Consider the following 24,239-nt stretch of genomic DNA (forward strand, 5'->3'; position numbering starts at 1 on the left):
GCGGGTGGAGACAGGCTTCGGGTGAAATAGCTGCGGAGTGGAACAAGGCGAGTGACTGACCGACCCGACGTGACGAACAAAGGGAACCCGCCGTCGTGGAATTCCGGATGCGCGATGAATGAGCTACAGCAGGCCGGCCTCGCGCATCAGGCGGGACAAGCCCGCGCCGTCTGGGGCCCAGAGCCAGCGTTGGGCGCCTGTGTCGCGGGCGCGGGGGCTGTTGTCGTGGATCGGGAGGGCGCCGGCCAGGACCGCCTGCGCCGGGGATAGGCGGCGGATCGCTACCGCCGCGACGTTGTTGGGGTGGGTGCTCGCGAAGTCCGCGTAGATTTCCGGGTCGTGTTGGCCGTCGTCGCCGATCAGGAGCCACTTGATTGTCGGGAACTCCGTTGCCAGGCGGTGCAGGGTCGCGCGTTTGTGTTCCTGGCCGCTGCGGAACCAGCGGTCCTTCTGCGGGCCCCAGTCCGTGAGCAGCAGCGGGCCCGCCGGGTAGAGGTGGCGCGAGAGGAAACGGGTCAGCGTCGGGGCCACGTTCCACGCGCCGGTCGACAGGTAGAGGACCGGGGCGCCGGGGTGGGCCGTGGACAGGCGCTCGTAGAGGACCGCCATTCCCGGGACCGCCGCGCGGGCGTGTTCGTCCAGGACGAATGTGTTCCACGCCGCCAACAGAGGGCGCGGCAGCGCCGTGACCATCACCGTGTCGTCGATGTCCGAGACGACGCCGAAGGTTACCGACGGGTCGACGATCCGAACGGGAGCGTCGACCGGCTCGGCGCCCGCCGTGTGGATCCGCACCGTCTGCCACCCCGGCGGCAGGTCGGCCTCGACCCGCGCGTCGACGAAGCCGCCCCGGTCGGTGCGCAGCACCCGGCGCTGGTCGCCGACCTCGATCTCCACTTCGGCGTCGTTGACGGCCACCGTGGCGAAGCTGCGCCAGCCGCGCACGATCTTCGCCTTCTTCGGACGCTCGGCCGTGCTCTCCGGGCCCGGTGGCGGCGTCTCGCCCTCACCCGGGCGGCTCAGCAGCACCCGGCCCATCACCCGGACCCAGCCCGGCGCTCCATAACCGGTGTACGGCACGATCGTCGCCCGCCAGCCTCGGCGGCGCATCCGGCGTTCGATCATGCCGCGGACGGCGTCCTCGGCGCGGGCGGCCCGGTGCAGGGCAGGGGCTACGGGCGTCAGCGACACGCCCACCACCCTGCCATAACCCGCGCGTACCGGCTCGGTCGTGGTGGATCTTGGCAACATGACCGGAATTCCGGACAGGGAACACCAGACGGATCGCGAGCAAAGGTTTTCCGGGGAATGCAGTGATCAAGAACATATCCGAGGGATAGTTGATATATGGCGGGCACGGCGTGGAGGCGGCCCGACGGCAGACGCCGCCGACGGTGGGTCACCGCGCGCCCGTCAGAGCTTCGCGCGGCCCTCGTCGAAGAACGCCGCGATCGCCGCCGCGTCAGGGAGATCGGCGATCGACCGGGCCGCGCCGAACGGGGCGTTCCAGAACTCGCCCTGGCGCGGCGTCCACGGTCCGACATAGGCGTACGGCTCGTTGTGCCAGGTGTCGCCGGGCGAGATGCCGTAGTTGACCTCGTGCTCGGTGACCGAGACGTCGAAGTGCTCGGGCCACAGCACCGGCTGCTGATCGGGCACCACCCGCCGCAGCGCCTCGTCGCCGGCCGTGAACCAGGCGCCCAGATAGGCCGCGATCTCGCCGTCGACGACCAGCGCCTCGTCCTCGCGTACCCCCGCATGGTCGTGGTAGATGTCCGGCACGCCGGCGTCGACGTCGACCGCCGCGGCGAGCCCGGCCGGCGTGTTGCCCGCCAGCGCGATCCGTTGCCCACCCACGACCAGCTCGGCACCCTCGACCTGCAGATCCGGCGCCTTCACGGTGGCGAACCCCCCGGGCACAACCCGCAGCCGGATCGTGCCGCTGCGGCGAAACTGCGGCCCCGCCAGCAAAAGCTCCGCGACACCGTGCAAGGCACGTCGGGTCTCCGCGAGACGGCGTCCGGTCACGCCGACAAGGCTACCGGCGACACCCTGTCGTCCGGTCCCCAACGCACCACAACCCGCCCGAGCGTTCCCCGGAGGTGCTAATGCAAGTCCCTGCTCCGTTCACCTACGAACGCGCGACCAGTGTCGAGCACGCGATCGCGTTGCTCGGCCAACTGGGCCCCGAGGCCCGGGTCGTCGCCGGTGGTCACAGCCTGATTCCGATGATGAAGCTCCGGCTGGCGCGCCCCGAGGCGCTGGTCGACATCAACGACCTCGGCGGCGAGCTGTCGCAGATCCGGGTCGACGCCGACATGCTCGTCATCGGCGCCCTGGCCCGGCACGCCGACCTGCTCGCGTCCGCCGTCGCCGGTGAGCATTTCAAGATTTTCCACGACGCCGAGAAGGTGATCGCGGACCCGGTGGTGCGCAACTTCGGCACCGTCGGCGGTTCGCTCTGCCAGGCCGACCCGGCGGAGGACCTGTCCGCCGTGTTCGCCGCCGTCGACGGCGTGGCGGTGCTGCGCGGCCCTGACGGCGTCCGCCAGGTGCGGGTCCGCGAGCTGCACGTCGGTCCCTACGAGACGGTGCTCGAGCCCGACGAGCTGATGCTGGAGCTGCGGGTGCCGATCCGGCCCGGCGGCGGCAGCGCCTACGAGAAGGTCGAGCGCCGGGTCGGCGACTACCCGGTGGCCGCGGCCGGCGCGGCGGTCTGGCTCGACGGCGACACCGTGCGGGAGGTCGGCATCGGGCTGACCGCGGTCGGCGCCGAGCACTTCGCCGCACCCGAGGCCGAGGCCGCGCTGCGCGGCCAGCCGGCGACCGAGGAGTCGTTCCAGGCGGCCGGCCGGGTCGCCGCCGAGCACTGCAACCCGAGCGCCGACCAGCGCGGTCCCGTCGACTACAAGCGTCACCTCGCCGCCGAGCTGACCACCCGCGCGCTGCGCCGGGCGGCCGCCCGCGCCCGAGGCCAGGAGGCATAGCCCATGGAAGTCACGATCAACCTGAACGGCACGCCCGAGACACACGACGTCGAGCCTCGGCTGCTGCTGGTCCACTTCATCCGCGAGAAGGCAGGGTTGCGCGGCACCCACTGGGGCTGCGACACGTCCAACTGCGGCACGTGCGTGGTCTGGCTCGACGGCAAGCCGGTCAAGTCGTGCACGGTCCTGGCCGCGATGGCTGACGGGCGCGAGGTGCGCACGGTCGAGGGCCTGGAGCAGGGCGGCCAGCTCGACCCCGTGCAGCAGGGCTTCATGGAGTGCCACGGCCTGCAGTGCGGGTTCTGCACCCCGGGCATGTTGATGACCGCCCGGGCGCTGCTCGACCGCAACCCGGACCCATCGGAGCCGGAGATCCGCGAGGCGATCTCGGGCCAGCTCTGCCGGTGCACGGGCTACGAGAACATCGTGCGCTCGGTGCGCTGGGCCGCGGAGAAGGAGGCCACTGAGGCGGAGGAGGTGACGGCATGACGACGGTGGAGGAGCGGCCGCACACCGGCTTCGGTCGCACGCTGCGCAAGGAGGACGTCCGGCTGGTCCGGGGCAAGGGCAACTACGTCGACGACGTGCGCCTGCCCGGCATGCTGCACGGCGCGCTGCTGCGCAGCCCGTACGCCCACGCCAAGATCCTGTCCATCGACACGTCGGCGGCCGAGGCGGCCCCGGGTGTCAAGGCGGTCATCACCGGCGAGACCCTCAAGGGCCTGGGCCTGGCCTGGATGCCCACGTTGTCCTACGACACGCAGGCGGTGCTGGCCACCGACAAGGTGCGCTTCCAGGGCCAGGAGGTCGCCTTCGTGATCGCCGAGGACCACTACGCGGCGCGCGACGCGGTCGAGCTGATCGACGTCGACTACGAGCCGCTGCCCGCGGTGGTCGACGCGAAGAAGGCCCTCGAAGCGGACGCACCGGTGATCCGGGACGACAAGGAGGACCAGACCACCAACCACATCTTCGACTGGGAAGCCGGCGACGCGGCGAAGACCGACGAGGTGTTCGCCAACGCCGAGGTCGTGGTCGAGCAGGACGTCCTCTACCCGCGGGTGCACCCGGCGCCGCTGGAGACCTGCGGTTCGGTCGCCGACATGGACCCGGTCACCGGCAAGCTGACCCTCTACACGACCAGCCAGGCACCACACGCACACCGCACGGTGTACGCGCTGGTCGCGGGCCTGCCCGAGCACAAGATCCGGGTCATCTCACCGGACATCGGCGGCGGCTTCGGCAACAAGGTCGGCATCTACCCGGGCTACGTCATGTCGATTGTCGGCTCGATCGTCACGGGCAAGCCGGTCAAGTGGGTCGAGGACCGCGCCGAGCACCTGATGAGCACCGCGTTCGCCCGCGACTACCACATGCGTGGCGAGATCGCGGCGACCAAGGACGGCAAGATCCTGGGCCTGCGGGTCAAGGTGATCGCCGACCACGGCGCGTTCAACGCGACCGCGCAGCCGACCAAGTTCCCGGCCGGCTTCTTCCACGTGTTCACCGGCTCCTACGACCTTGAGGCGGCGCACTGCACGGTGACCGGCGTCTACACCAACAAGGCGCCCGGCGGTGTCGCGTACGCCTGCTCGTTCCGCATCACCGAGGCGGTCTACCTGGTGGAGCGCATGGTCGACGTGCTCGCCTACGAGCTCAAGGCCGACCCCGCCGAGCTGCGGATGAAGAACCTGCTCAAACCCGACCAGTTCCCCTACACGACCCAGACCGGCTGGGAGTACGACTCCGGCAACTACCCGAAGGCGCTCCAGCTCGCGATGGACATGGCCGGCTACGACGCGCTGCGCAAGGAGCAGGCGGAGAAGCGCGAGCGGGGCGAGCTGATGGGCATCGGCGTCGCGTTCTTCACCGAGGCGGTCGGCGCGGGCCCGCGCAAGCACATGGACATCCTCGGGCTGGGCATGGCCGACGGTGCCGAGCTGCGGATCCACCCGACCGGCAAGGCGGTCCTGCGCATCTCGGTGAAGACACAGGGCCAGGGCCACGAGACGACGTTCGCGCAGATCGTCGGCAACGAGTTGGGCCTGCCCACGGCCGACATCGAGGTCGTGCACGGCGACACCGACCAGACGCCGTTCGGGCTGGGCACCTACGGTTCCCGGTCGACGCCGGTGTCCGGTGCCGCGACCGCGCTGGTGGCCCGCAAGATCCGTGACAAGGCGCGGATCGTCGCGTCCGCGATGCTCGAGGTGTCGCCCGACGACCTCGAGTGGGCGGGCGACCGCTGGCACGTCAAGGGCGACCCGGAGCAGGGCAAGACGATCCAGGAGATCGCCCTGGCCGCGCACTCCACGCTGGAGCTGCCCGAGGGCGTCGAGGGCCACCTCGACGCGACGACCGTCTACAACCCGCCCAACCTGACCTACCCGTTCGGTGCGTACATCTGCGTGGTCGACGTCGACCCCGGCACCGGCGCGGTCAAGGTGCGGCGGTTCATCGCGGTCGACGACTGCGGCGTGCGGATCAACCCGATGATCGTCGAGGGGCAGGTGCACGGCGGCCTCGCCGACGGCGTGGGCATGGCGCTGATGCAGGTGATGGCGTTCGACGAGGAGGGCAACCACCTCGGCGCGTCCTTCATGGACTACCTGTTGCCGACCGCGCTGGAGTGCCCGTCCTGGGAGCTCGGCGAGACCGTGACCCCGTCGCCGCACCACCCGATCGGCGCCAAGGGCGTCGGTGAGTCGGCGACCGTCGGCTCGCCGTGCGCGGTGGTCAACGCCGTCATGGACGCGCTGAAGCCCTACGGGGTGCGGCACGCGGACATGCCGCTGACACCGGCCGCGGTGTGGGAAGCCATGCAGGGCCGGCCGATCCGGACGGACCTGGCGATCCCGTGACCTCCACGACGCAGCGGAGGGCGGACGAGCTGCGCGCCGCGCGCAGCCCGTTCGTCCTCGCGGTCGTGGTCCGCGCCGAGCGGCCCACGTCCGCGAAGCCGGGCGACCGCGCGGTGATCCGTCCCGACGGCACGATCGAGGGCTTCGTCGGCGGCTCCTGCGCCGAGTCGACCGTGCGGATCCAGAGCCTGCGCCAGCTCGCGGCCGGCGAGTCGACGCTGCTGCGGATCACGCCCGGCGGCGACGCGACGCGGCCGGTGGGCTTCGCCTCCGACACACCCGGGCTCGTGGTGGCCGACAACACGTGCCTGTCCGGTGGCACCATCGATGTGTTCCTGGAGGTGGTCATGCCGGCACCGCTGCTGCAGGTCTACGGCGACACCCCGATCGCGCGGGCGCTGGTCGCGGTCGGTGAGGCGGCCGGCTACGAGGTCCGCCTCGCCGCCCTGCCCGGTGCCGTGCCGGCCGACGCGTTGGCCGTGGTGGTGGCGTCGCACGGGCACGACGAGATCGGGGTGCTGGGGGAGGCGGTCGCGGCCGGCGTGCCCTACGTGGCGCTGGTGGCCTCGCCCAAGCGGGGCGCCGGGGTGCTGGCCGAGGCGGGCGTGCCGGCCGGGCGGGTCAAGACGCCGGCGGGGCTCGACCTCGGTGCGCGTACCCCCGGTGATGTCGCGGTCTCGATCCTGGCCGAGGTCGTCGCGGCCCGGGCCGCGGCCAAGCCGGCTCCGACACCGAGGACGACACCGGAGCTGGTCAAGATCGGCGCCCCGGAGATCGCCGTCGACCCGGTCTGCGGCATGGACGTGGTCGTCGAGCCGGGCGCGCTGTCCTACGAGCACAATGGACACACCTGGTACTTCTGCGCCGCCGGGTGCCGCAAGGCGTTCGCGGCCGACCCCGCCCGGTGGGGCGGATGAGCAGCGACCTGCCCGGCGACGTCGGCGGGCTGACGGCGGCGCTGGACCGCACCGGCTACCTCGCCGACGACGCGCTCTCGACGGCCCTGTTCCTGGCAACGGCGATGCCGGCGCCGATCCTGCTCGAAGGCGAGCCCGGCGTCGGCAAGACCGAGGCGGCCAAGGCGCTGGCGACCGCGCTGGACACGCCGCTGGTGCGGTTGCAGTGCTACGAGGGGCTGACCGTCTCGGAGGCGCTCTACGAGTGGAACTACCCGCGGCAGCTGCTGGCGATCCGGCTGGCCGAGGCATCCGGCGAGACGGTCGCCTCGGCCGACCTGTTCACACCGGAGTTCCTGTTGCGCCGGCCGCTGCTCGCCGCGCTGGAGCATCCCGGGCCGCGCCCGGCGGTGCTGCTGCTCGACGAGGTCGACCGGGCCGACGACGAGTTCGAGGCGTTCCTGCTGGAACTGCTCGCCGAGAACACGGTGACGATCCCCGAGCTGGGCACCCGGCGCGCGTTGCTGCCGCCGATCGTGGTGCTCACCTCCAACCGCACCCGCGACCTGCACGACGCGCTCAAGCGGCGCTGCCTCTACCACTGGATCCCGTACCCCTCGGCGCAACGGGTGGCGGCGATCGTGCGCCGGCGGGTGCCCGGCATCGGCGACCCGCTCGCCGACCAGGTCGCCGAGGCGGTGCGGCGGCTGCGCGGGCTCGAGCTCTACAAGCCGCCCGGCGTGGCCGAGGCGATCGACTGGGCGACGGCGCTGCGGGTGCTGGGCGTGCAAGCCCTGTCGCCCGCCACCGCCGGGCAGACGGTCGCGGCGGTGGTCAAATACGACGAGGACCTGGCCACGGTACGGGCCAGCGGTTTGTTCGATGACTGATCTGGCTGCCCCCGACCTCGCCACCGTGGTGGCCCGGTTCGGCGCGGTGCTCCACGACGCCGGGGTGACGGTCGGACCCGACCGCAGCGAGCGGTTCGCGCGTGCCGTGCTGCTGACCCGGCCGGCCACGACGCGGGCGCTCTACTTCTGCGCCGCCGCCACGCTGCTCGCCGACCCGGGCGACCGGCCCGCCTTCGACCGGGCGTTCGACCTGGTGTTCGGCGGGCTCGTCGACGACGCCACGGCCCGTGGCGGTGAGCCGGAGCCGGGCTCCAGCGGCGTGCCGCCCCGGTCGGGCTCCGCGGCCGGCGGCCAGCCCGGGATCGGCGACCGGCCACCGGGTCCGCCTCCTTCGGCACCCGGCACGCGTAGCCCGTATCCCCTGATAGCGACGGCGACCGAACGACTCGGCGGGCGTGACTTCGCGAAGCTCTCGCCCCACGAGCTCGCGGAGCTCACCGTCGCCATGCGGCGGCTGAAGCTGGCCAGCCCACCGCGCCGCACCCGGCGCACGCAGGTCGGCCACCACGGGCCGGTCGACCTGCGCGCCACGTTGCGTGCCGCGCGCCGGACCGGTGGCCATCCGGTGCGGCTGCGGCGCCGGCGCCCGCGGGTCAAGCCGCGCCGGCTCGTGGTGCTGTGCGACATCTCCGGCTCGATGGCGCCGTACGCCCGGGCCCTGCTCCAGTTGGTCTACTGCGCGGCCGGCGGGCAACGGGCCGAGGTGTTCACCTTCGCGACCCGGCTGACCCGGTTGACCCGCGTGCTGCACCGCGTGCCGCCGGCGGTGGCCCTCGAACGGGCCGGGCGCGCGGCGCCGGACTGGTCGGGCGGCACCCGGATCGGCGCCGCCCTGCGCACCTTCATCGACGAGCACGGCGCCCGCGGGATGGCCCGGGGCGCGGTGGTGCTGATCCTCAGCGACGGGTGGGACACGGGACCACCGGAGGTGCTGGGGCAGCAGATGGCGCGCCTGTCGCGCCTGGCGCATCGGGTGGTCTGGGCGAACCCGCGCACGCAGAGCGCGGCGTTCCGGCCGCTGACGGGGGGTATGGCCGCCGCGTGGCCCTACTGCGACGCGGTGGTGAGCGCGCATCGGCTCGACGCGCTCGACGACCTGTTGGTGGCGCTGGCCGACGCGGGTCCGCGACACACGCGGCCTGGCGCGGGCCGAGCGGACCGGCCATAGTGGGACCTGGGGGCGATGATCGTGCGTGACGTGCTCGCTGACCTCTCGCGCTGGTGGCGTGAGGATCGACCGGTGGGGATGGCCACGGTGGTGGGCACTTGGAAGAGCGCCCCGCGGCCACCCGGCGCCACCATGCTCGTCGGCCCCGACCAGACCGCGGTCGGCAGCGTCTCCGGCGGTTGCGTCGAGGCGGCCGTCTACGAGCTGGGCCTGTCGGCGATCGAGACCGGAGACCCGCAGCTCGTCCGCTACGGAGTCAGCGACGACGACGCGTTCTCGGTCGGCCTGACCTGCGGCGGCATCATCGACATCTTCGTGGAGCGCGTCGACCCCGTGTCGTTCCCGCAGCTCGGCGAGGTCGCGGCGGCGATCGAGGCGGACACGCCCGTCGCGGTGGCCACGGTGATCCGCGACCCGGGCGACCGGGTCGGCCGCCGCGTGATCGTCTGGCCGGACCGGGTCGACGGCTCGCTGGGCTCGGCGCACTTCGACGCGGCGCTCACCGAGGACGTGCGCGGCCTGCTGGCCTCGGGCCTGACCGGGCCGCTGCACTACGGCCGCGACGGCGAGCGGCTCGGCGACGAGGTGACCGTGTTCGTCGCCTCCTACGCGCCGCCGCCGCGGATGCTGGTGTTCGGCGCGATCGACTTCGCCTCGGCGCTGGCCCGCCAGGGCGCGTTCCTCGGCTACCGGGTGACGGTCTGCGACGCGCGGCCGGTGTTCGCCACGTCCCGCCGGTTCCCTGGCGTGGAGGTCGTGGTCGACTGGCCGCACCGCTATCTGTCCGGCGAGATCGAGGCCGGGCGGGTCGACGGCCGCACCGTGATCTGCGTGCTCACCCACGACCCGAAGTTCGACCTGCCGGTGCTGAAGCTGGCGCTGGACCGCGAGTTCGCCTACGTCGGCGCGATGGGCTCGCGGCGGACCCACGACGACCGGGTCGCGGGCCTGCTCGCGGCCGGCGTGACCGAGGCGCAGCTCAAGAAGCTGCACTCGCCGATCGGGCTGGCGCTCGGCGCGCGTACGCCGGAGGAGACCGCGGTGAGCATCACCGCCGAGATCATCGCCGACCGCTGGGGCGGCGGCGGACAGAAACTGTCCACCTTGGACGGCAGTATCCACGAGAACCTCGACCGACGCTGACCGGGAGACACCATGGAACTGGAACACGAGTTCACCGTCGCGGCACCCGTCGAGCGCGCCTGGGACGTCCTGCTCGACCTCGACACGATCGTGCCCTGCATGCCGGGCGCGGCGCTGACCGGCCGGGACGGCGACGCGTTCGACGGCACTGTCAAGGTCAAGCTCGGGCCGGTGTCGATGACGTTCGCGGGCAAGGGCGCGTTCGTCGAGCGCGACGAGGCCAACCGCGTGGTGGTCGTGGAGGCCGCCGGCAAGGACTCCCGCGGCGGCGGCACGGCGAAGGCCAAGGTCCGCGCGACGCTGACGCCGTCGGCCGACCCGTCGTCCACCGACGTGCACGTGCACACCGACCTCGCGGTCACGGGCCGGATCGCACAGTTCGGCCGGGGCATGATCGCCGACGTCAGCGGCCGGCTGCTCGGGCAGTTCACCGACTGCCTGCAGGGCAAGCTGGCCGGGGGCGAGGCGGTGGCGGCGGGGCAGCAGGGCGGTGCGGCGGCCGGTGCGGCGACCGAGGGCCCCAACGGCCGGGCCAGCGGACGTTCGGAGGCGTTCCACGGCACGCGGCCCGCGGAGCGCGCCTTCCCGGGTCAGCTCGACGCGGAGGAGCGGCAGGCGTTCACGGTGACCGAGGAGCGCGCGACCTTCTCCGAGGAGTCCGCGGAGGTCGAGCCCGTCGACCTGCTGGCGGTCACGGGCCTCGACACCGCGGCGCGCCGCGTCCTCCCGTACGCCCTGGCGCTCGTTGCCGGCATCGCCATCGGCGCGGTGTTCTTCCGCCGCCGGGCGAAGAGTTAGGCGGTCTTCAGGCTCCGGTCGTGCGAGCCGCGCAGCACGGCGGCCGCCAGCTCCGGCAGGCGGTCCGGCTCGACCAGGTCGGCCAGCCTGGCCGGGCTGCTGGGCAGGCGGACCTCCTTCGCGGCCGCGGTGACCCGGGCGTCCAGGTACGGGCGGACGTCCGGCCAGACCGCCTGGGCCTCGCGCAGGTAGATGTCCGCGCCGGTCGGGCCGATGCCCGGGAACTCGGTCAGCGAGGCGCGCAACGCCGCCCGGTCGCCGGCCGCCGCCGTGTGCATGCGCCGCAGGTCGCCGCCCCAGCGGTCGAGGACGAGCTGGGCGCCGTCGGCCAGTTGCCGGATGGCCGGCCCGGCGTAGCGGACGTAGTGGGCCGAGGCCAGCGTGTGCCACAGGGTGTGCTCGTCGGCGGCCGCCATCGCCCGCGGCGTGGTCAGGCCAGCTTTGAACAGGGCGCGGGCGCCCGCCACGGCGACGTCCGCGGAGATTCGGGTGCTGAGCAGCTTGACCAGCACCAGCAGTTGGTAGAGCGGCTGGGGCCGGTCGGCGAGGCGGATGCCCGCCTGGTGCGCGTAGGTCTCGCCGTACTGGTCGAGGAGCCGGTCCACCCGGTCGTTTTCCGTCATGGGTCCCGCATTTCCCGCGTTCGGTGATCTAACCCGGAACCGATGAGTCCGGCGCGGCGGCGCGGTATGTATCTCGACCGCGTTTTCGAGGAGGAAGATCGAGATGATGGAACTGCTTGACCGGGTGTACGCCGCATGGGGCGACGCGGACGCGTTCGCCGCCCTGTACCGGGAGGACGCCACCGTCGTGATGCCGGGCGTGCTCCGCCAGGGCCGCGCCGCGGTGCGGGACTCGATGGCCGCGGCCTGGGCGGGCCCGCTGCGGGGTTCGCGCCCGATCGACGAGCCGGTGGACGTGCGGGTGTTCGGCGACACGGCGGTGGTGGTGAGCCGGGCGGGGATCCTGCTGCCGGGTGAGTCGTCGCTGGCACCTGGCGCCGCGCGGCTGGCGACCTGGGTGCTGCACCGCGGTGAGGTGGCCGCCTACACCAACACACCGGGGATCGCGTGACCGAAGCCGTCGAGGACTACCGGTCCGAGCTTCTGGTGCACTGCTACCGGATGCTCGGATCGGTCGACGACGCCGAGGACGTGGTGCAGGAGACGATGCTGCGCGCGTGGCGGGCCGACTACGACCCGGAGCGCGCCTCACGGCGGACGTGGCTCTACCGGATCGCGACGAACGCCTGCCTGACCGCGCTGCGGGGGCGCGCCCGGCGTCCGTTGCCGTCCGGTCTGGGTGCGCCGAGCGACGACCCGTCCGCGCCGCTGAACCCGGCGCTCGACCTCCCGTGGCTGCGCCCGTTCCCGGACGCGCTGCTCCCCGAAGAGGTGGTGGTGCGGCGCGGCAGCCTGCGCCTGGCGTTCGTCGCGGCGATGCAGGTGCTGCCGCCCAAACAGCGCGCGGTGCTGATCCTCCGCGAGGTCCTGGAGTTCCCGGCCGCCGAGGTGGCGGACCTGCTGGACACCTCGGTGCCGGCGGTCAACAGCGCGCTGCAACGGGCCCGGACGGCCCTGTCCGCACTGGGCGAGGGCATGGTCGAGGAGCCGTCCGACGCGACCGTGCGCGCGACCGTCGACCGGTACGTCCGCGCGTTCGAGGTGGCCGACGTCGACGGCCTGGTCCGCCTGCTCACCGCGGACGCGGTCATGGAGATGCCGCCGGTCCCGCTCTGGTACCGGGGCCGCGCGGACTACGCCGCCTTCATGCGCCGCGTCTACGCGATGAACGGCGAGGCCTGGCGCGTGGTCCGCCTGGCGGCGAACACCCAGCCGGCCTTCGCCGCGTACGTCCGCTCGGACGAGGCTTTCACGCTGCACACCCTGCAGGTCCTGACGGTCTCGACCGACGGCGCGATCACCCGCAACGTGGTCTTCCGGGACCCGGTCGTCTTCGCGGACTTCGCCCTGCCGCCGGTGCTTGACCTCAACCAGCGTTGAGGTGCTTGTATCCCGGCCATGGATCTTGACGGTTTGCGCGTCGCCATCACCGGCGGGGCGCGTGGCACGGGTCGCCTGCTGGCCGAGGCGTTCGCCGCGCGCGGCGCACAGGTCTTCCTCTCGGCCCGCGACCCGGCGGCGGCCCAGCAGGTCGCGGATGCGATCAGCCGGCGGGGGCCGGGCCAGGCCGAGGGGTTCCGCTGCGACCTCGCCGAGCCGGATTCGGTGCGCGGTTTCGCCGCCGCCGTGGCCGACCGCACGGACCACCTCGACGTGGTGATCAACAACGGTGCCCCATATGTCGAGGGCGACGACCTCGCGGACGTCTCGGACGACACGATCGAGAGCGTGCTGGCCGCGGGCGGGACCGGCACGGTGCTGCTGACGAAGCACCTGTTGCCGCTGCTGCGGGCGTCGGCGCGGCCCGACGTCGTCAACATGATCTCCGCTTGCGGCGAGGTGGGGCACCGCCGTTCGGGCGCGCATCCCGCCTTCTACGCCGCCAAGCATGCGCATGCCGGATTCGCCGAGATCCTGTCGCACCGGCTCCGGCCGGAAGGGATCCGGGTGATCTCGCTGTTTCCGCCGGACTTCGTGCAGGACGGACCCCGGCGGGCCGACAGCGACCTCACCGCGCGGTCGGTCGTCGACTGCGTGATCTTCGCGGTCGGTCAACCACGGGACTGCTTCATCCGCGAATTCCACTTCGAGCAGGTGCGGTGACTCGCCTAAGATCTGGCCGGTGGGGTGGGAGGCACTCGGGCGGTGGGGTGAAGACGCCGTTCGCATCGAACCGCTGACGGGCGGAGTCGCCAACGACGTGTGGAGCGTCCGCGTCGACGGACACCTCGCGGTCGGTCGACTCGGCACCAGGAGCGACGCCGATCTCGCCTGGGAGACCGCCCTCCTCCGACACCTCGACCGGGCCGGTCTGACCGTGCCGGTGCCGATCCCGACCAGCGACGGCCGGCTGTTCGCCGACGGTCTGGTGGTGATGAAATATCTCGAGGGCGGGCCGCCCGAGACGCCGGCCGACTGGCGTCGCGTGGCCGCCACGCTCCGCGAGCTGCATCGGTTGACGCGGGGCTGGCCGCAGCGCCCGGGCTGGCGATCGTCGACCGATCTCCTGCACGCCGACACCGGGACGAGGATCGACCTCGGCGCGATGCCTCCGGAGAGCGTCGTCCGATGCCGGGCGGCGTGGGCGCGGCTGGCCGGACGGGAGACCTGCGTGGTCCACGGCAACCCCACCAACCCCAGCAACGTCCGCATGACCGCGGACCGGGTCGCGCTGATCGACTGGGACGAGTCGCACGTCGACGTCCCCGACCTCGACCTCGTGCTGCCCGACAACGCCGCAGGCCTCGACGACGGCGCGCACGACGTCGCCGCGCAGGCGTCGGCGGCATGGGAGGCCGCCGTCTGCTGGAAAGACGACTACGCGGTCAGCCGACTCGCCCAGGTTCGCGCGGTCTAGACCGCGAGCCGCTGGGTGAGGAACTCCTCCCAGGTCTGGTGGCCGACCGCGTGTTCCGGGGTCAGGTTGGCGCCCGCGCGGTAGGAGCGGGCGGCCGCGCCCGGCGCCGGGAACGACACGATCGGGCGGCGGCGGCCCGTCGCGCGCAGGTAGCCGCGGGCCAGGTCGGCGAACAGGTACGCGCGCGGACCGCCCATGTCCGCGACCAGGCCCTGCGGCTCGCCCAGCGCGAGCTCCACCAGCCGCGCGGCGACCTCGTCGGCGGCGATCGGCTGCAGCTTGGTGCCGCCCGGCGCGAACACGACCGGCAGCTTCGCCATCGCCGCCACCGCCGTGAAGGCCAACTCGTGGAACTGGGTGGCGCGCAGCGTCGTGTACGGCACGCCCGAGCCCGCGACGATCTCCTCGGCGGCGCGCTTGGCCGCGACGTACCCGAACATCGCCCGGTCGATCGCGCTCGTCACCGGCACGCGGTCCGCGCCCACGACGGAGATGTAGACCACATGCCCGACGCCCGCGCGAGCCGCCGCCGCCATCAGGTGGCGGGCCTTGACCTCGTCGCCCTTCTGACTGCCGGCGCAGTGCACGATGGTGTTGACGCCCTCGATCGCGGCGTCCGCGCCGGCGCCGGTGGCCAGGTCACCGACCACATAGGTGACTCCGTCCGCCGCCGGCCGCGGGTTGCGGGTGAGCACCCGCACGTCGGCGCCCTTCTCGCGCAGCCGGGCGACGACGTGCCGCCCGAGCGTGCCGGTCCCGCCGGTGACCAGAATAGGGGTGTTCACGGCTTTCCTCCCGCTGTGTGAGCATTTGTTGCTGCGCCCTTCTACAGGTATGACACGGGGTGGCGAGAGGATGTGACCGGTGGACGAAATCGAGTTGGCCCGGATCTTCGAGGAGCACCGGAGCCGCCTGCGGGCGGTCGCCTACCGGATGCTCGGCTCGCTCAGCGAGGCCGACGACGCCGTGCAGGAGACCTGGCTCAAGCTCGCCCGCACCGACGCGGCCGAGGTGGCCAACCTCGGCGGCTGGCTGACCACGGTCGTCGGCCGGGTCTGCCTCAACATGCTGCGGTCCCGGCGCCCGGACCTGCCGCTCGACGCCCACGTGCCGGACCCGGTGGTCAGCCCCGAGGCCGGCCTCAGCCCGGAGGACGAGGCGCTGCTCGCCGACGCCGTCGGGCTCGCCCTGCTGGTCGTGCTCGACACGCTGAACCCGGCCGAGCGGCTGGCGTTCGTGCTGCACGACATGTTCGCCGTCGCGTTCGACGAGATCGCGCTGATCGTCGACCGCTCGCCGGCCGCGACCCGGCAGCTCGCCAGCCGCGCCCGCCGCCGGGTGCAGGACGCGACGCCCGCGCCGGACGCCGACCTGGCCCGGCAGCGCGAGGTGGTCGACGCGTTCTTCGCCGCCTCGCGCGCCGGCGACTTCGAGGCGCTCGTCGCGGTGCTCGACCCGGACGTCGTGCTGCGTGCCGACGGCGGCACGGCGCGGCCCGCGTTCACCACGATCATCCGCGGCGGCACCGCGGTCGCCGGCCAGGCCCGGCTCGCCACCCGGCTCGCGCCGTTCGTCAAGCGCGCGCTCGTCAACGGCACGCCGGGCGCGGTCGTCGCGCCGCGCGGCGAGGTGGTCGCGATCATGTCGTTCGTCGTCCGCGGCGGTCGCATCGCCGAGATGCACGTGCTCGGCGACCCGGAGCGGTTGCGCGGCCTCGACCTGGCCGCCTGGATCGACTGAGGATCGCGCATGGAACTGATCGCCACAGGCAGAGACTGCGACGTGTACGCGCTGGGGCCCGACCGCGTGCTGCGGCGCTCCCGGTTCGGCCGCGCCGCGGCACCGGAGGCCGACCTGATGGCCCACCTCGCGGCCGCCGGCTATCCGGTGCCGCTCGTGTTCGATGCCGACGGCCCCGACCTGGTCATGGAGCGGCTGGCCGGCCCGACCCTGCTCGGGGCCGCGATGGCCGGCACGGTCGACGCCGCCGGGATCGCGCGGATCCTCGCGGACCTGCACCACCGCCTGCATGCCCTGCCCGCCCGGGTCGCCCAGGACACCGGCGACCGCATCCTCCACCTCGACCTGCACCCCGACAACGTCATGCTCACCGACCGCGGCCCGGTGCTGATCGACTGGGCCAACGCGGCCGAGGGACCACCGGACCGCGACGTCGCGATGACCCTGCTGATCATGGCGCAGGTCAGTCTCTGGTCGCACGAGCCGCACCTGGCAGCCGCCGGAAAGGCACTGCTCGCCGAGTTGGGCCCGCTGCTGCCGCCACCCTCGCCCGCGGCGCTGGGGTGGGTGCTGGACGTGCGCCGGGCCAACCCCACCATGACCCCGATGGAGTTGGCCCAGCTCGACGCCGCCGCGGCCCTCCTCTAGAGGAGAGTGACCGCCGCGGTGTCCAGGTCGTAGCGGGCGCCGACCACGCGCAGGGCGCGGGCCGCGACCGCGTCGCGGATGATCGCGCTGCGGCCCAGGAGCTGGGCCACCTGGTAGCGGACGTTGGCGCGCACCGCGTTCTCGACGGTGTCGCCCGGCGCGTGCAGCACCGGCTCGACCGCCGGGCGGAGGGCATCGACGACCGCGGCGATGGAGCCGGGCGGGGTCGTGCCGCTCTCGATGGACTCGACGGTCGCGGCCACCGCGCCGCAGCGCTCGTGGCCCAGCACGACGAGCAGCGGCGGCGCGAACTCGGCGACCGCGTACTCGATGCTGCCCGTGACCACCTCGTCAACGATGTTGCCGGCGACGCGGTTGTCGAAGATGTCGCCCAGGCCCTGGTCGAACAGCACCTCGGGGGAGACGCGGGAGTCGGCGCAGCCGAGCACGATTACGAACGGGTCCTGCCCGGCCGCGAGCCGGTGCACGTCGGCGATCGTCTGGTGCGGGTGGCGCGGGTGGCCGGAGCGGAACCGGGCGTTGCCGGCCAGGACGGCGGCCAGCGCGGCGCCCGGGCTGTCGGGGGTCGGGACGGAGGCGGCCGCGGGGGTCGCGGCGACCGCGCCGAGCCCGGCGGCCACGCCCGCCACGCCGATGCCGGTGAGCATCCCGCGACGGCTCAGGACATGTGCATGCGTTGATGTGTCAGTCACCGCGAGACGGTAACCCGAACGATCAACGGGAAACTGTCGGCGATACGCCAGAGAGATGAAGAACTACCGCCAGCCGTAGTCGGTGCGCAGCTTCGCCGCGATCCGGTCGAAGCGGCCGCGGTCCAGGATGGAGCCCTCGCGGCGGATGCCGCGCTCGTCGACCGTCAGCACCCGGTCGAGCCGCACCCAGCTCGGCCGGGAGTCGCGGTCCCAGGAGCCGGCGCCGAGGGCGAGCCAGCCGTGCTGGCCCTCGCGCCGGTCGTTGCTGGTCAGCATCAGGCCCAGCATCGTGCGACCCTGCCGCCCGACGACCACGACCGGCCGGTCCTTGCCCTGGCGCGGGTCCTCCTCGTAGGGCACCCAGGTCCAGACGACCTCGCCGGGGTCCGCGCGCCCGTCCAGCTCGGGCGAGTACTCGAGCATGCGGTCGGACCGCCGCCGCAGCGGAGCCGGCATCCGGCGCTGCTGGCGCACCGAATGCGTGGGCACCATCCGCGCCGGGGTGGGCCGGCCGAGCATGCGGGCCGCGACATCGCGCCAAGGTTTCACGTTCGGAGACTCTAGACGTCCGAGCGCAGGACGTCTCGCAAAGCGGCGGCGGCGTGCGTCAATGCGACGCCGCGGCGTTGGGCGATCGCGATCGTGCGGCGCAGGCCTGGCGGTGCGAGCGGGACCGCCCGCAGGCCCGGCCGGTTGGCCAGGACCATCTCCGGGACCACGGCCAGGCCGAGCCCGGCCTCGACGAACTCCAGCACCGCGTCCAGCTCGCCGCCCTCGACCGCGAAGGTCGGCTCGAAGCCCGCCCGCCGGCACGCCTCGATCGCGTCGTCGCGCAGGGTGTAGCCCGGCCGGAACATCACCAGCGGCCGGTCGCGCAGGTCCTCGATCCGCATGGGGTCGGGCAGCGGTGTGCCGGCCGCCGCGGCCACGACCAGGGCCTCCTCCAGGATCGGCGTGGCCTCGAGCGCCGGGTCGATGCCGGTCGGTGGCAGCACCACCAGCGCCAGGTCCAGCTCGCCGTGCGAGAGCGCCGACACCAGTTCCTGCGAGCCGCCCTCGGCCACCCGCAGCTCGATGCCCGGGTGGTCGGCGTGGAAGCGGCGCAGCACCCGCGGCGCGAGTGACGTGCACAGGCTCGGCGTGGCGCCGAGCCGGACCCGCCCGCGGGTGAGCCCGACCAGGTTGCGGACCTCCCGGTGCGCGGTCTCGGCGTCGGCCAGGATCCGCTGTGCCAGCGGCAGCAACGTCTCGCCGGCCGGGGTCAGCTCCACCTCGGACGGAAGCCGAGTGAACAGTGGGGCTCCCAGCTCGGCCTCGAGGCTGTGAATCTGCTTACTCAGTGAGGGCTGGGCCACACCCACAGCGACGGCCGCCTGGGTGAAATGTCGTAGTTCTGCGACCGCGACGAAGGACCGCAACTGCTCCAGGCGCATTCCGATAGCTTAGCGCTATCGACACCTCTATCGCCATGCATTGGACGCATCAGAGAGGCGAACCTAGCGTCGTTCGCATGGTGGTTTCGGGTACGCGCGACCGCGCGGCCGCAGCGACGCCCCCCGCGCCGGGGCGCAAGGCGGTATACCGGTCGACGGTAGGCGCCAAGGGGGTCATGGCCGTCAGCGGCCTCCTGCTCCTGCTCTTCCTCGTCGCCCACATGGCCGGCAACCTCAAGATCTTCTTCGGCGCCGAGTCGTTCGACCACTACGCGCACTGGCTCCGCGACATCGGCGCACCCGTCCTGCCGCACACCTGGTACCTCTGGATCCAGCGGTTCGTGCTGACCGCCGCGCTGGTCGGCCACGCCTGGGCCGCCACCGTCCTCGCGCTGCGGGCCAAGCGCGCCCGCCCGGTCCGCTACGCACACCGGCCCAAGGTGCAGGGCAGCTACGCCGCCCGGACCATGCGCTGGGGCGGCGTGATCATCCTGCTCTTCCTGGTCTGGCACCTGCTGGACCTGACCGTCGGCACGGTCAACCCGGTCGGCAACCCGGCGACCCCGTACGCGAACGTCGTCGCCGGCTTCGCGCCCAGCCGGTGGCCGGTGACCCTGTTCTACGCGCTGGCCGTGGTCGCGATCGGCTTCCACGTGCGGCACGGCCTGTTCAGCGCGCTGCGCACGCTCGGCCAGCGCACCGCGAAGGGCGAGCAGCGGGCCCGGGTGGCCGCGCTCGGCTTCGCGATCATCCTCTGCGCCGGCTTCCTCTCGGTGCCGTTCGCCGTACTCGTCGGATTGGTGGGTTGACCCGCATGACAACGAACCCGGGTGAGTTCGTCCTCGGCGAACCGATCGCCGACACAGCCGCGCCGGACGGCCCCCTCGCGGAGCGCTGGACCAGGCGGCGCTCCACCGGCCGCCTGGTCAACCCGGCCAACCGGCGCCGGCTCGACGTGATCGTGGTCGGCAGCGGCCTGGCCGGCGGCTCTGCCGCCGCGACGCTCGGCGAGCTGGGCTACCGGGTGCGCTGCTACTGCTACCAGGACAGCCCGCGGCGGGCGCACTCGATCGCCGCGCAGGGCGGCATCAACGCGGCGAAGAACTACCGCAACGACGGCGACTCGGTCGAGCGGCTGTTCCACGACACCATCAAGGGCGGCGACTTCCGCTCGCGCGAGTCCAACGTCTACCGGCTGGCCGAGGTCTCCGTCGAGATCATCGACCAGTGCGTGGCACAGGGGGTGCCGTTCGCCCGGGAGTACGGCGGCCTGCTCGACACCCGCTCGTTCGGCGGCGCCCAGGTGTCGCGCACCTTCTACGCCCGCGGCCAGACGGGTCAGCAGCTTCTGCTCGGCGCCTACCAGGCGTTGGAGCGCCAGGTGAACGCCGGCACCGTCACCATGCACACGCGGCACGAGATGCTCGACCTGATCGTGGTCGACGGCCGCGCCCGCGGCATCGTGGTGCGCGACCTGGAGACCGGCGCGGTCACCGTCGACCTGGCGGACGCGGTGGTGCTGGCCAGCGGCGGCTACGGCAACGTGTTCCACCTGTCGACCAACGCCAAGGGCTGCAACGTCACGGCGAGCTGGCGGGCGCACCGGCGCGGTGCGCTGTTCGCCAACCCGGCGTTCACCCAGATCCACCCGACCTGCATCCCGGTCTCCGGCGACCACCAGTCGAAGCTCACGCTGATGAGCGAGTCGCTGCGCAACGACGGCCGGGTGTGGGTGCCGGCGGAGGCGGGGGACACCCGGGCGCCGGGGGACATCCCGGAGGACGAGCGGGACTACTTCCTGGAGCGGCGTTACCCGGCGTACGGGAACCTCGTGCCGCGCGACATCGCGTCCCGGGCGACCAAGGCGGTCTGCGATGACGGACGCGGCGTGGGGCCGGGCGGTCGCGGCGTCTACCTGGACTTCGCCGACGCTCTGGAGCGGCTTGGGCGGGCCACTGTGGAGGCTCGCTACGGCAACCTCTTCGAGATGTACGAGCGGATCACGGGCGACGACCCGTACCAGACGCCCATGCGCATCTATCCCGCCGTGCACTACACGATGGGCGGCCTGTGGGTCGACTACGACCTGCGGTCGACGATCCCGGGCCTGTTCGTCATCGGTGAGGCCAACTTCTCGGACCACGGCGCCAACCGCCTCGGCGCGTCCGCGCTGATGCAGGGTCTCGCCGACGGCTACTTCGTGCTGCCCAACACGATCGGCGCGTACCTCGCCGACGGACCGTTCCCGAAGCTCACCCCGAAGCACCCCGACGTGGTCGAGGCCCGCACCGCGGTCACCGACCAGGTGCGGCGGCTCCTCACGATCGACGGCGACCGCTCGGTGGACTCGTTCCACCGGGAGCTGGGCCGGATCATGTGGGAGTACTGCGGCATGGAGCGCACGGATGCCGGGCTGCGCAAGGCGATCGAGCTGATCCGCTCGCTGCGCGAGGAGTTCTGGGCCCGGGTCAAGGTGCCGGGCACCGGCGCGGAGCTCAACCAGTCGCTGGAGCGGGCCGGCCGGGTCGCGGACTTCTTCGAACTGGCCGAGCTGATGTGCGTGGACGCGCTGCACCGCACCGAGTCCTGTGGCGGCCACTTCCGGGCCGAGTCGCAGACCCCGGACGGCGAGGCGCTCCGCGACGACGAGCACTTCTCCTACGTGGCCGCCTGGGAGCACGCCACGCCCCCGGTGCTGCACAAGGAAGAGCTCGCCTTCGAGTACGAGACACCCAGCCAGCGGAGCTACTCGTGAAACTGACCCTGCGCATCTGGCGCCAGAAGGACCGCGACGCCCGCGGCAGGATGGTCGCCTACGACGTCGACGGCCTGTCCGCGGACATGTCGTTCCTCGAGGTGCTCGACGTCCTCAACGAGCAGCTGACGACGGCCGGCGACGAGCCGGTGGCGTTCGACCACGACTGCCGCGAGGGCATCTGCGGCGCCTGCGGCATGGTCATCAACGGCGTGGCGCACGGCCCGCAGAAGCTGACCACGGCCTGCCAGCTCCACATGCGACACTTCAAGGACGGCGACACGATCGACGTCGAGCCGTGGCGGGCGCGGGCCTTCCCGGTGGTCAAGGACCTGGTGGTCGACCGCAGCGCGTTCGACCGGATCATCCAGGCGGGCGGCTACATCTCGGCGCCAACGGGCAGCGCGCCCGACGCGCACGCCACCCCGGTGCCTAAGGTCGACGCGGATGCCGCCTTCGAGGCGGCCGCCTGCATCGGCTGCGGCGCCTGCGTGGCGGCCTGCCCCAACGGCTCGGCGATGCTGTTCACCGCGGCGAAGGTCGCCCACCTGGGCACCCTGCCGCAGGGCCAGCCGGAACGCCCGTCCCGGGCGACCTCGATGCTGGCGGCACACGACGAGGCCGGCTTCGGCGGCTGCACGAACACCGGCGAGTGCACGGCGGTCTGCCCGAAGGGCATCCCGCTGACGGTGATCGGCTCACTCAACCACGACGTGCTGGGCGCCGCCGTCCGCGGCCGCTAGCAGTCGCGCCTTGGTGGCGTCGTCCGCGAACGACGCCGTCACCGAGGCCCGGGCCAGCTTGCGCACGTCCAACTGGGGCCAGTGCGCGTACTCGTCCCGCAGGGTCGTGTGCACCATCTCCGGGATGTCGGTGTTGAGGGTGACCGTCAGGCCCGCCTCGTGCAGGCGGGGCAGCGGGTGCTCGGCCAGGGACGGCACGAAGCCCAGTGCGACGTTGGAGGTCGGGCAGACCTCGAGCGGGATGCCGCGCTCGCGCACCTCGGCGGTCAGGTCCGGGTCGTCGAGCACGCGGATGCCGTGGCCGAGTCGCTCGGACAGGCCCACGTCGAGCGCCTCGCGGATGCTGGCCTCGCCGGCGGCCTCGCCGGCGTGGTGCACGACGTGCAGGCCCGCCTCGCGGGCCTCGGCGAAGACCGCGGCGAACGGTGTGGCCGGGTGGTCCTCGTCGCCGGCCAGGCCGATCGCGACCACGCCCGCGTGCGAGCGGGCCAGGTCGAGCGTGCGCCAGGCCCGCTCGACCGACCGGCGGCGCGACGTGTCGAGGATGACCTGCCAGTCGAGCCCGTAGCGCTCGCCGCCCTCGGCCAGACCGTCGAGCACCGCCGCGAGCGGCATGCCGAGGTCGCCGAGACGCTCGCCGTGTGCGGCCGCGGTGAACGACACCTCGACGTAGCCGACGCCCTGGGCCACCTGGTCCGCACAGAACTCGACGGCAACGCGGTGGAAGTCCGACGGGCGGCGGAGGCATTCGCGTACGAGATGGTTCTGGTCGAAGAAGTCTGTGAAGGACGTGAAGCGGTGTGCACCACCGCGCAGGTGGTCGGGGAACGAGATCCCGTTGCGCGAAGCGATCTCGCTCAGCGTCGACCACCGCACGGCACTCTCGAGGTGCACGTGCAGGTGTGCGAGGGGTGGCAGGTCGGGCATGGCCCGGGAAGACTAACCGCGTCCGGCCCCGGGCCGCCCGTGATTATCGGCCCCGGCTGCGGAGGCGGTTGGCCAACTGCTGGAGGCGGCGCTGGTTTTCGGGCTTGTTGAGCTGGGTGCGGCCCTGTTGCACGAGCCGCTGCCCACGTGGGCTGCGCAGGAAGTCACGGATGCGGTCTGCCATCGATGCCATGGTTCATTCTCCCCGATGTCGCCCTCATCCGCACCTAAAGGACGCTAGCGTTTCAGCAGCTTGGCCACCCGGGGAAACACCTCGCGCGGCTCGCCGCTGAGCCCGCACTCCATCGCGAGCCAGCCGTCGTAGCCGATGTCCTCCAGCGCCGTCAGCGTCTCGTCCCAGTCGTAGTGGCCCGCACCCGGTTCGAGGCGGTTGCTGTCGCCGAGCTGGACGTGCCCGATCCGCGCACCCGCGGCGCGGATCGCCGCACCGATGTCGGACTCCTCGATCGACATGTGGAACGTGTCCGCGACCAGTCGCACCGCGGGCGAGGCGACCTCGTCGGCGATCTCCGCCGCCTGCGCCAGCGTGTTGACGAGATAGTCCTCGAAGCGGTTCAGCGGCTCCAGGAACACCGCGGCGCCGCACTCTTCGCCGACCACCGCCACCTCGCGCAGCGCCGCCACGAGCAGCGCGCGCGACTCCTCGTCGGGCCGCGGCACGGCGAACGGCGGCAGGCGTTTGGAGAACACGCCGAACGCGTTGGGCGAGACGATCCCCGCCGCGCCCGCGTGCGGCAGCGCCCGCAGCAACTCACTCAACTCGGAGATCGCGGCACGCCGGCGCGAGGGGTCGAAGTCGCCGAGGAACGGCACGCGGGCGACGACCGCGCTCGGCATCGCCACGCCGGCCGCCCGGGCGCGGCGCAGCTCGTCGGCGCGCCCCGCCAGGACGCCGCCGCCCTGCCCGGACAGCTCGATGCCGTCGAAACCCACGGAGAGCGCGAACGCGTACTTCTCCTCCAGGGTGTCGCCGTCGAGCATCCGCTCCTGCGCGGCCAGTCGAAACGTCATCCCG

The 24,239-nt window shown here is 72.8% G+C and carries 27 protein-coding genes; 17 read left to right on the forward strand and 10 right to left on the reverse strand.

The window, feature by feature from the left end:
• Positions 1-123: 123 nt before the first annotated feature.
• A complete protein-coding gene (locus Air01nite_RS23745) occupies positions 124-1,251 on the reverse strand; it encodes an App1 family protein phosphatidate phosphatase (protein WP_203705320.1) in 1,128 nt (375 codons plus the stop codon).
• Positions 1,252-1,413: 162 nt separating this feature from the next.
• A complete protein-coding gene (locus tag Air01nite_RS23750; protein WP_203705321.1) occupies positions 1,414-2,028 on the reverse strand; it encodes a beta-N-acetylhexosaminidase family protein in 615 nt (204 codons plus the stop codon).
• Between the two features lie 80 nt (positions 2,029-2,108).
• Here Air01nite_RS23750 and Air01nite_RS23755 point away from each other — a divergent pair, with 80 nt between their 5' ends.
• Genes Air01nite_RS23755 through Air01nite_RS23790 form a run of 8 tightly spaced genes read left to right on the forward strand, consistent with a single transcriptional unit; the run spans position 2,109 to position 10,764 of the window.
• Entirely contained in the window at positions 2,109-2,987 is an 879-nt protein-coding gene (locus tag Air01nite_RS23755; protein WP_203705323.1) for an FAD binding domain-containing protein, read from the forward strand.
• Between the two features lie 3 nt (positions 2,988-2,990).
• The gene (locus Air01nite_RS23760; protein WP_203705325.1) at positions 2,991-3,476 is read left to right on the forward strand and encodes a (2Fe-2S)-binding protein; all 486 of its coding nucleotides are present in this window, start codon (positions 2,991-2,993) and stop codon (positions 3,474-3,476) included.
• Complete coding sequence (locus tag Air01nite_RS23765) at positions 3,473-5,848, forward strand: aerobic carbon-monoxide dehydrogenase large subunit (RefSeq protein ID WP_203705327.1); 2,376 nt, start codon at positions 3,473-3,475, stop codon at positions 5,846-5,848. The genes Air01nite_RS23760 and Air01nite_RS23765 overlap by 4 nt, the downstream gene beginning before the upstream one ends.
• Positions 5,845-6,765 carry an XdhC family protein gene (locus tag Air01nite_RS23770; protein ID WP_203705329.1) on the forward strand — a complete coding sequence of 307 codons (921 nt, stop codon included), beginning with the start codon at positions 5,845-5,847 and terminating at the stop codon, positions 6,763-6,765. Before Air01nite_RS23765 ends, Air01nite_RS23770 begins: the two co-directional genes overlap by 4 nt.
• The gene (locus tag Air01nite_RS23775) at positions 6,762-7,634 is read left to right on the forward strand and encodes an AAA family ATPase (RefSeq protein WP_203705331.1); all 873 of its coding nucleotides are present in this window, start codon (positions 6,762-6,764) and stop codon (positions 7,632-7,634) included. Before Air01nite_RS23770 ends, Air01nite_RS23775 begins: the two co-directional genes overlap by 4 nt.
• Positions 7,627-8,823, forward strand: a complete 1,197-nt coding sequence (locus Air01nite_RS23780) for a vWA domain-containing protein (protein ID WP_203705333.1) — start codon at positions 7,627-7,629, stop codon at positions 8,821-8,823. The genes Air01nite_RS23775 and Air01nite_RS23780 overlap by 8 nt, the downstream gene beginning before the upstream one ends.
• Before the next feature lie 15 nt (positions 8,824-8,838).
• Complete coding sequence (locus Air01nite_RS23785) at positions 8,839-9,966, forward strand: XdhC family protein (protein WP_203705335.1); 1,128 nt, start codon at positions 8,839-8,841, stop codon at positions 9,964-9,966.
• Positions 9,967-9,978: 12 nt separating this feature from the next.
• Positions 9,979-10,764, forward strand: coding sequence for an SRPBCC family protein (locus Air01nite_RS23790; RefSeq protein WP_203705337.1), 786 nt, complete (start codon positions 9,979-9,981; stop codon positions 10,762-10,764).
• On the opposite strand, the gene Air01nite_RS23795 is transcribed toward Air01nite_RS23790, so the two are convergent.
• Positions 10,761-11,387, reverse strand: a complete 627-nt coding sequence (locus Air01nite_RS23795) for an HhH-GDP family DNA glycosylase (protein ID WP_203705338.1) — start codon at positions 11,385-11,387, stop codon at positions 10,761-10,763. The two genes, Air01nite_RS23790 and Air01nite_RS23795, sit on opposite strands and share 4 nt — an antisense overlap.
• A 103-nt stretch (positions 11,388-11,490) precedes the next feature.
• Here Air01nite_RS23795 and Air01nite_RS23800 point away from each other — a divergent pair, with 103 nt between their 5' ends.
• The 4 genes from Air01nite_RS23800 to Air01nite_RS23815 are packed head-to-tail and all read left to right on the forward strand — an operon-like array spanning position 11,491 to position 14,244.
• Entirely contained in the window at positions 11,491-11,838 is a 348-nt protein-coding gene (locus tag Air01nite_RS23800; protein WP_203705343.1) for an SgcJ/EcaC family oxidoreductase, read from the forward strand.
• A complete protein-coding gene (locus Air01nite_RS23805; protein ID WP_203705344.1) occupies positions 11,835-12,767 on the forward strand; it encodes a sigma-70 family RNA polymerase sigma factor in 933 nt (310 codons plus the stop codon). The genes Air01nite_RS23800 and Air01nite_RS23805 overlap by 4 nt, the downstream gene beginning before the upstream one ends.
• Before the next feature lie 18 nt (positions 12,768-12,785).
• Positions 12,786-13,490, forward strand: coding sequence for an SDR family NAD(P)-dependent oxidoreductase (locus Air01nite_RS23810; protein WP_203705345.1), 705 nt, complete (start codon positions 12,786-12,788; stop codon positions 13,488-13,490).
• Positions 13,491-13,509: 19 nt separating this feature from the next.
• Positions 13,510-14,244, forward strand: coding sequence for a phosphotransferase enzyme family protein (locus tag Air01nite_RS23815; protein ID WP_203705346.1), 735 nt, complete (start codon positions 13,510-13,512; stop codon positions 14,242-14,244).
• On the opposite strand, the gene Air01nite_RS23820 is transcribed toward Air01nite_RS23815, so the two are convergent.
• Positions 14,241-15,029 carry an SDR family oxidoreductase gene (locus Air01nite_RS23820; RefSeq protein ID WP_203705347.1) on the reverse strand — a complete coding sequence of 263 codons (789 nt, stop codon included), beginning with the start codon at positions 15,027-15,029 and terminating at the stop codon, positions 14,241-14,243. The genes Air01nite_RS23815 and Air01nite_RS23820 overlap by 4 nt on opposite strands.
• Before the next feature lie 88 nt (positions 15,030-15,117).
• Between Air01nite_RS23820 and Air01nite_RS23825 the strand changes: the two genes are divergently transcribed.
• On the forward strand, positions 15,118-15,984 hold the full coding sequence (locus Air01nite_RS23825; protein ID WP_203705397.1) for a sigma-70 family RNA polymerase sigma factor: 867 nt from the start codon (positions 15,118-15,120) through the stop codon (positions 15,982-15,984).
• 9 nt (positions 15,985-15,993) lie between these two features.
• The gene (locus Air01nite_RS23830) at positions 15,994-16,632 is read left to right on the forward strand and encodes a phosphotransferase (RefSeq protein WP_203705348.1); all 639 of its coding nucleotides are present in this window, start codon (positions 15,994-15,996) and stop codon (positions 16,630-16,632) included.
• On the opposite strand, the gene Air01nite_RS23835 is transcribed toward Air01nite_RS23830, so the two are convergent.
• From Air01nite_RS23835 to Air01nite_RS23845, 3 genes are all read right to left on the reverse strand, one after another.
• Complete coding sequence (locus Air01nite_RS23835; RefSeq protein WP_239090913.1) at positions 16,629-17,345, reverse strand: carbonic anhydrase; 717 nt, start codon at positions 17,343-17,345, stop codon at positions 16,629-16,631. The two genes, Air01nite_RS23830 and Air01nite_RS23835, sit on opposite strands and share 4 nt — an antisense overlap.
• Before the next feature lie 63 nt (positions 17,346-17,408).
• Positions 17,409-17,864, reverse strand: coding sequence for a type II toxin-antitoxin system PemK/MazF family toxin (locus Air01nite_RS23840; protein WP_373310453.1), 456 nt, complete (start codon positions 17,862-17,864; stop codon positions 17,409-17,411).
• 41 nt (positions 17,865-17,905) lie between these two features.
• A complete protein-coding gene (locus Air01nite_RS23845) occupies positions 17,906-18,784 on the reverse strand; it encodes a LysR family transcriptional regulator (protein WP_239090921.1) in 879 nt (292 codons plus the stop codon).
• Between the two features lie 71 nt (positions 18,785-18,855).
• Here Air01nite_RS23845 and Air01nite_RS23850 point away from each other — a divergent pair, with 71 nt between their 5' ends.
• Genes Air01nite_RS23850 through Air01nite_RS23860 form a run of 3 tightly spaced genes read left to right on the forward strand, consistent with a single transcriptional unit; the run spans position 18,856 to position 22,276 of the window.
• Positions 18,856-19,587, forward strand: a complete 732-nt coding sequence (locus tag Air01nite_RS23850) for a succinate dehydrogenase cytochrome b subunit (RefSeq protein ID WP_203705351.1) — start codon at positions 18,856-18,858, stop codon at positions 19,585-19,587.
• Between the two features lie 5 nt (positions 19,588-19,592).
• A complete protein-coding gene (locus Air01nite_RS23855) occupies positions 19,593-21,533 on the forward strand; it encodes a fumarate reductase/succinate dehydrogenase flavoprotein subunit (RefSeq protein ID WP_203705352.1) in 1,941 nt (646 codons plus the stop codon).
• Complete coding sequence (locus Air01nite_RS23860) at positions 21,530-22,276, forward strand: succinate dehydrogenase/fumarate reductase iron-sulfur subunit (protein WP_203705353.1); 747 nt, start codon at positions 21,530-21,532, stop codon at positions 22,274-22,276. Before Air01nite_RS23855 ends, Air01nite_RS23860 begins: the two co-directional genes overlap by 4 nt.
• On the opposite strand, the gene add is transcribed toward Air01nite_RS23860, so the two are convergent.
• Genes add through Air01nite_RS23875 form a run of 3 tightly spaced genes read right to left on the reverse strand, consistent with a single transcriptional unit; the run spans position 22,232 to position 24,235 of the window.
• The gene (gene add, locus Air01nite_RS23865; protein WP_203705354.1) at positions 22,232-23,203 is read right to left on the reverse strand and encodes an adenosine deaminase; all 972 of its coding nucleotides are present in this window, start codon (positions 23,201-23,203) and stop codon (positions 22,232-22,234) included. The two genes, Air01nite_RS23860 and add, sit on opposite strands and share 45 nt — an antisense overlap.
• Positions 23,204-23,246: 43 nt before the next feature.
• Positions 23,247-23,387: a hypothetical protein gene (locus tag Air01nite_RS23870; RefSeq protein WP_203705402.1), complete on the reverse strand. Its 141-nt coding sequence runs from the start codon at positions 23,385-23,387 to the stop codon at positions 23,247-23,249.
• Between the two features lie 53 nt (positions 23,388-23,440).
• Positions 23,441-24,235, reverse strand: a complete 795-nt coding sequence (locus Air01nite_RS23875; protein WP_203705355.1) for a sugar phosphate isomerase/epimerase family protein — start codon at positions 24,233-24,235, stop codon at positions 23,441-23,443.
• Positions 24,236-24,239 lie beyond the last annotated feature (4 nt).

It is taken from the genome of Asanoa iriomotensis (assembly GCF_016862515.1).
GTDB classification, from domain to species: Bacteria; Actinomycetota; Actinomycetes; order Mycobacteriales; family Micromonosporaceae; genus Asanoa; species Asanoa iriomotensis.

Coding starts and splice junctions, on each gene's coding strand:
- Air01nite_RS23745 (WP_203705320.1), bottom strand. CDS start 1,251: ATGTTGCCAAGATCCACCACGACCGAGCCGGTACGCGCGGGTTATGGC.
- Air01nite_RS23755 (WP_203705323.1), top strand. CDS start 2,109: ATGCAAGTCCCTGCTCCGTTCACCTACGAACGCGCGACCAGTGTCGAG.
- Air01nite_RS23760 (WP_203705325.1), top strand. CDS start 2,991: ATGGAAGTCACGATCAACCTGAACGGCACGCCCGAGACACACGACGTC.
- Air01nite_RS23765 (WP_203705327.1), top strand. CDS start 3,473: ATGACGACGGTGGAGGAGCGGCCGCACACCGGCTTCGGTCGCACGCTG.
- Air01nite_RS23775 (WP_203705331.1), top strand. CDS start 6,762: ATGAGCAGCGACCTGCCCGGCGACGTCGGCGGGCTGACGGCGGCGCTG.
- Air01nite_RS23780 (WP_203705333.1), top strand. CDS start 7,627: ATGACTGATCTGGCTGCCCCCGACCTCGCCACCGTGGTGGCCCGGTTC.
- Air01nite_RS23785 (WP_203705335.1), top strand. CDS start 8,839: ATGATCGTGCGTGACGTGCTCGCTGACCTCTCGCGCTGGTGGCGTGAG.
- Air01nite_RS23790 (WP_203705337.1), top strand. CDS start 9,979: ATGGAACTGGAACACGAGTTCACCGTCGCGGCACCCGTCGAGCGCGCC.
- Air01nite_RS23795 (WP_203705338.1), bottom strand. CDS start 11,387: ATGACGGAAAACGACCGGGTGGACCGGCTCCTCGACCAGTACGGCGAG.
- Air01nite_RS23800 (WP_203705343.1), top strand. CDS start 11,491: ATGATGGAACTGCTTGACCGGGTGTACGCCGCATGGGGCGACGCGGAC.
- Air01nite_RS23810 (WP_203705345.1), top strand. CDS start 12,786: ATGGATCTTGACGGTTTGCGCGTCGCCATCACCGGCGGGGCGCGTGGC.
- Air01nite_RS23830 (WP_203705348.1), top strand. CDS start 15,994: ATGGAACTGATCGCCACAGGCAGAGACTGCGACGTGTACGCGCTGGGG.
- Air01nite_RS23840 (WP_373310453.1), bottom strand. CDS start 17,864: ATGCTCGGCCGGCCCACCCCGGCGCGGATGGTGCCCACGCATTCGGTG.
- Air01nite_RS23850 (WP_203705351.1), top strand. CDS start 18,856: ATGGTGGTTTCGGGTACGCGCGACCGCGCGGCCGCAGCGACGCCCCCC.
- Air01nite_RS23855 (WP_203705352.1), top strand. CDS start 19,593: ATGACAACGAACCCGGGTGAGTTCGTCCTCGGCGAACCGATCGCCGAC.
- add (WP_203705354.1), bottom strand. CDS start 23,203: ATGCCCGACCTGCCACCCCTCGCACACCTGCACGTGCACCTCGAGAGT.
- Air01nite_RS23870 (WP_203705402.1), bottom strand. CDS start 23,387: ATGGCAGACCGCATCCGTGACTTCCTGCGCAGCCCACGTGGGCAGCGG.
- Air01nite_RS23875 (WP_203705355.1), bottom strand. CDS start 24,235: ATGACGTTTCGACTGGCCGCGCAGGAGCGGATGCTCGACGGCGACACC.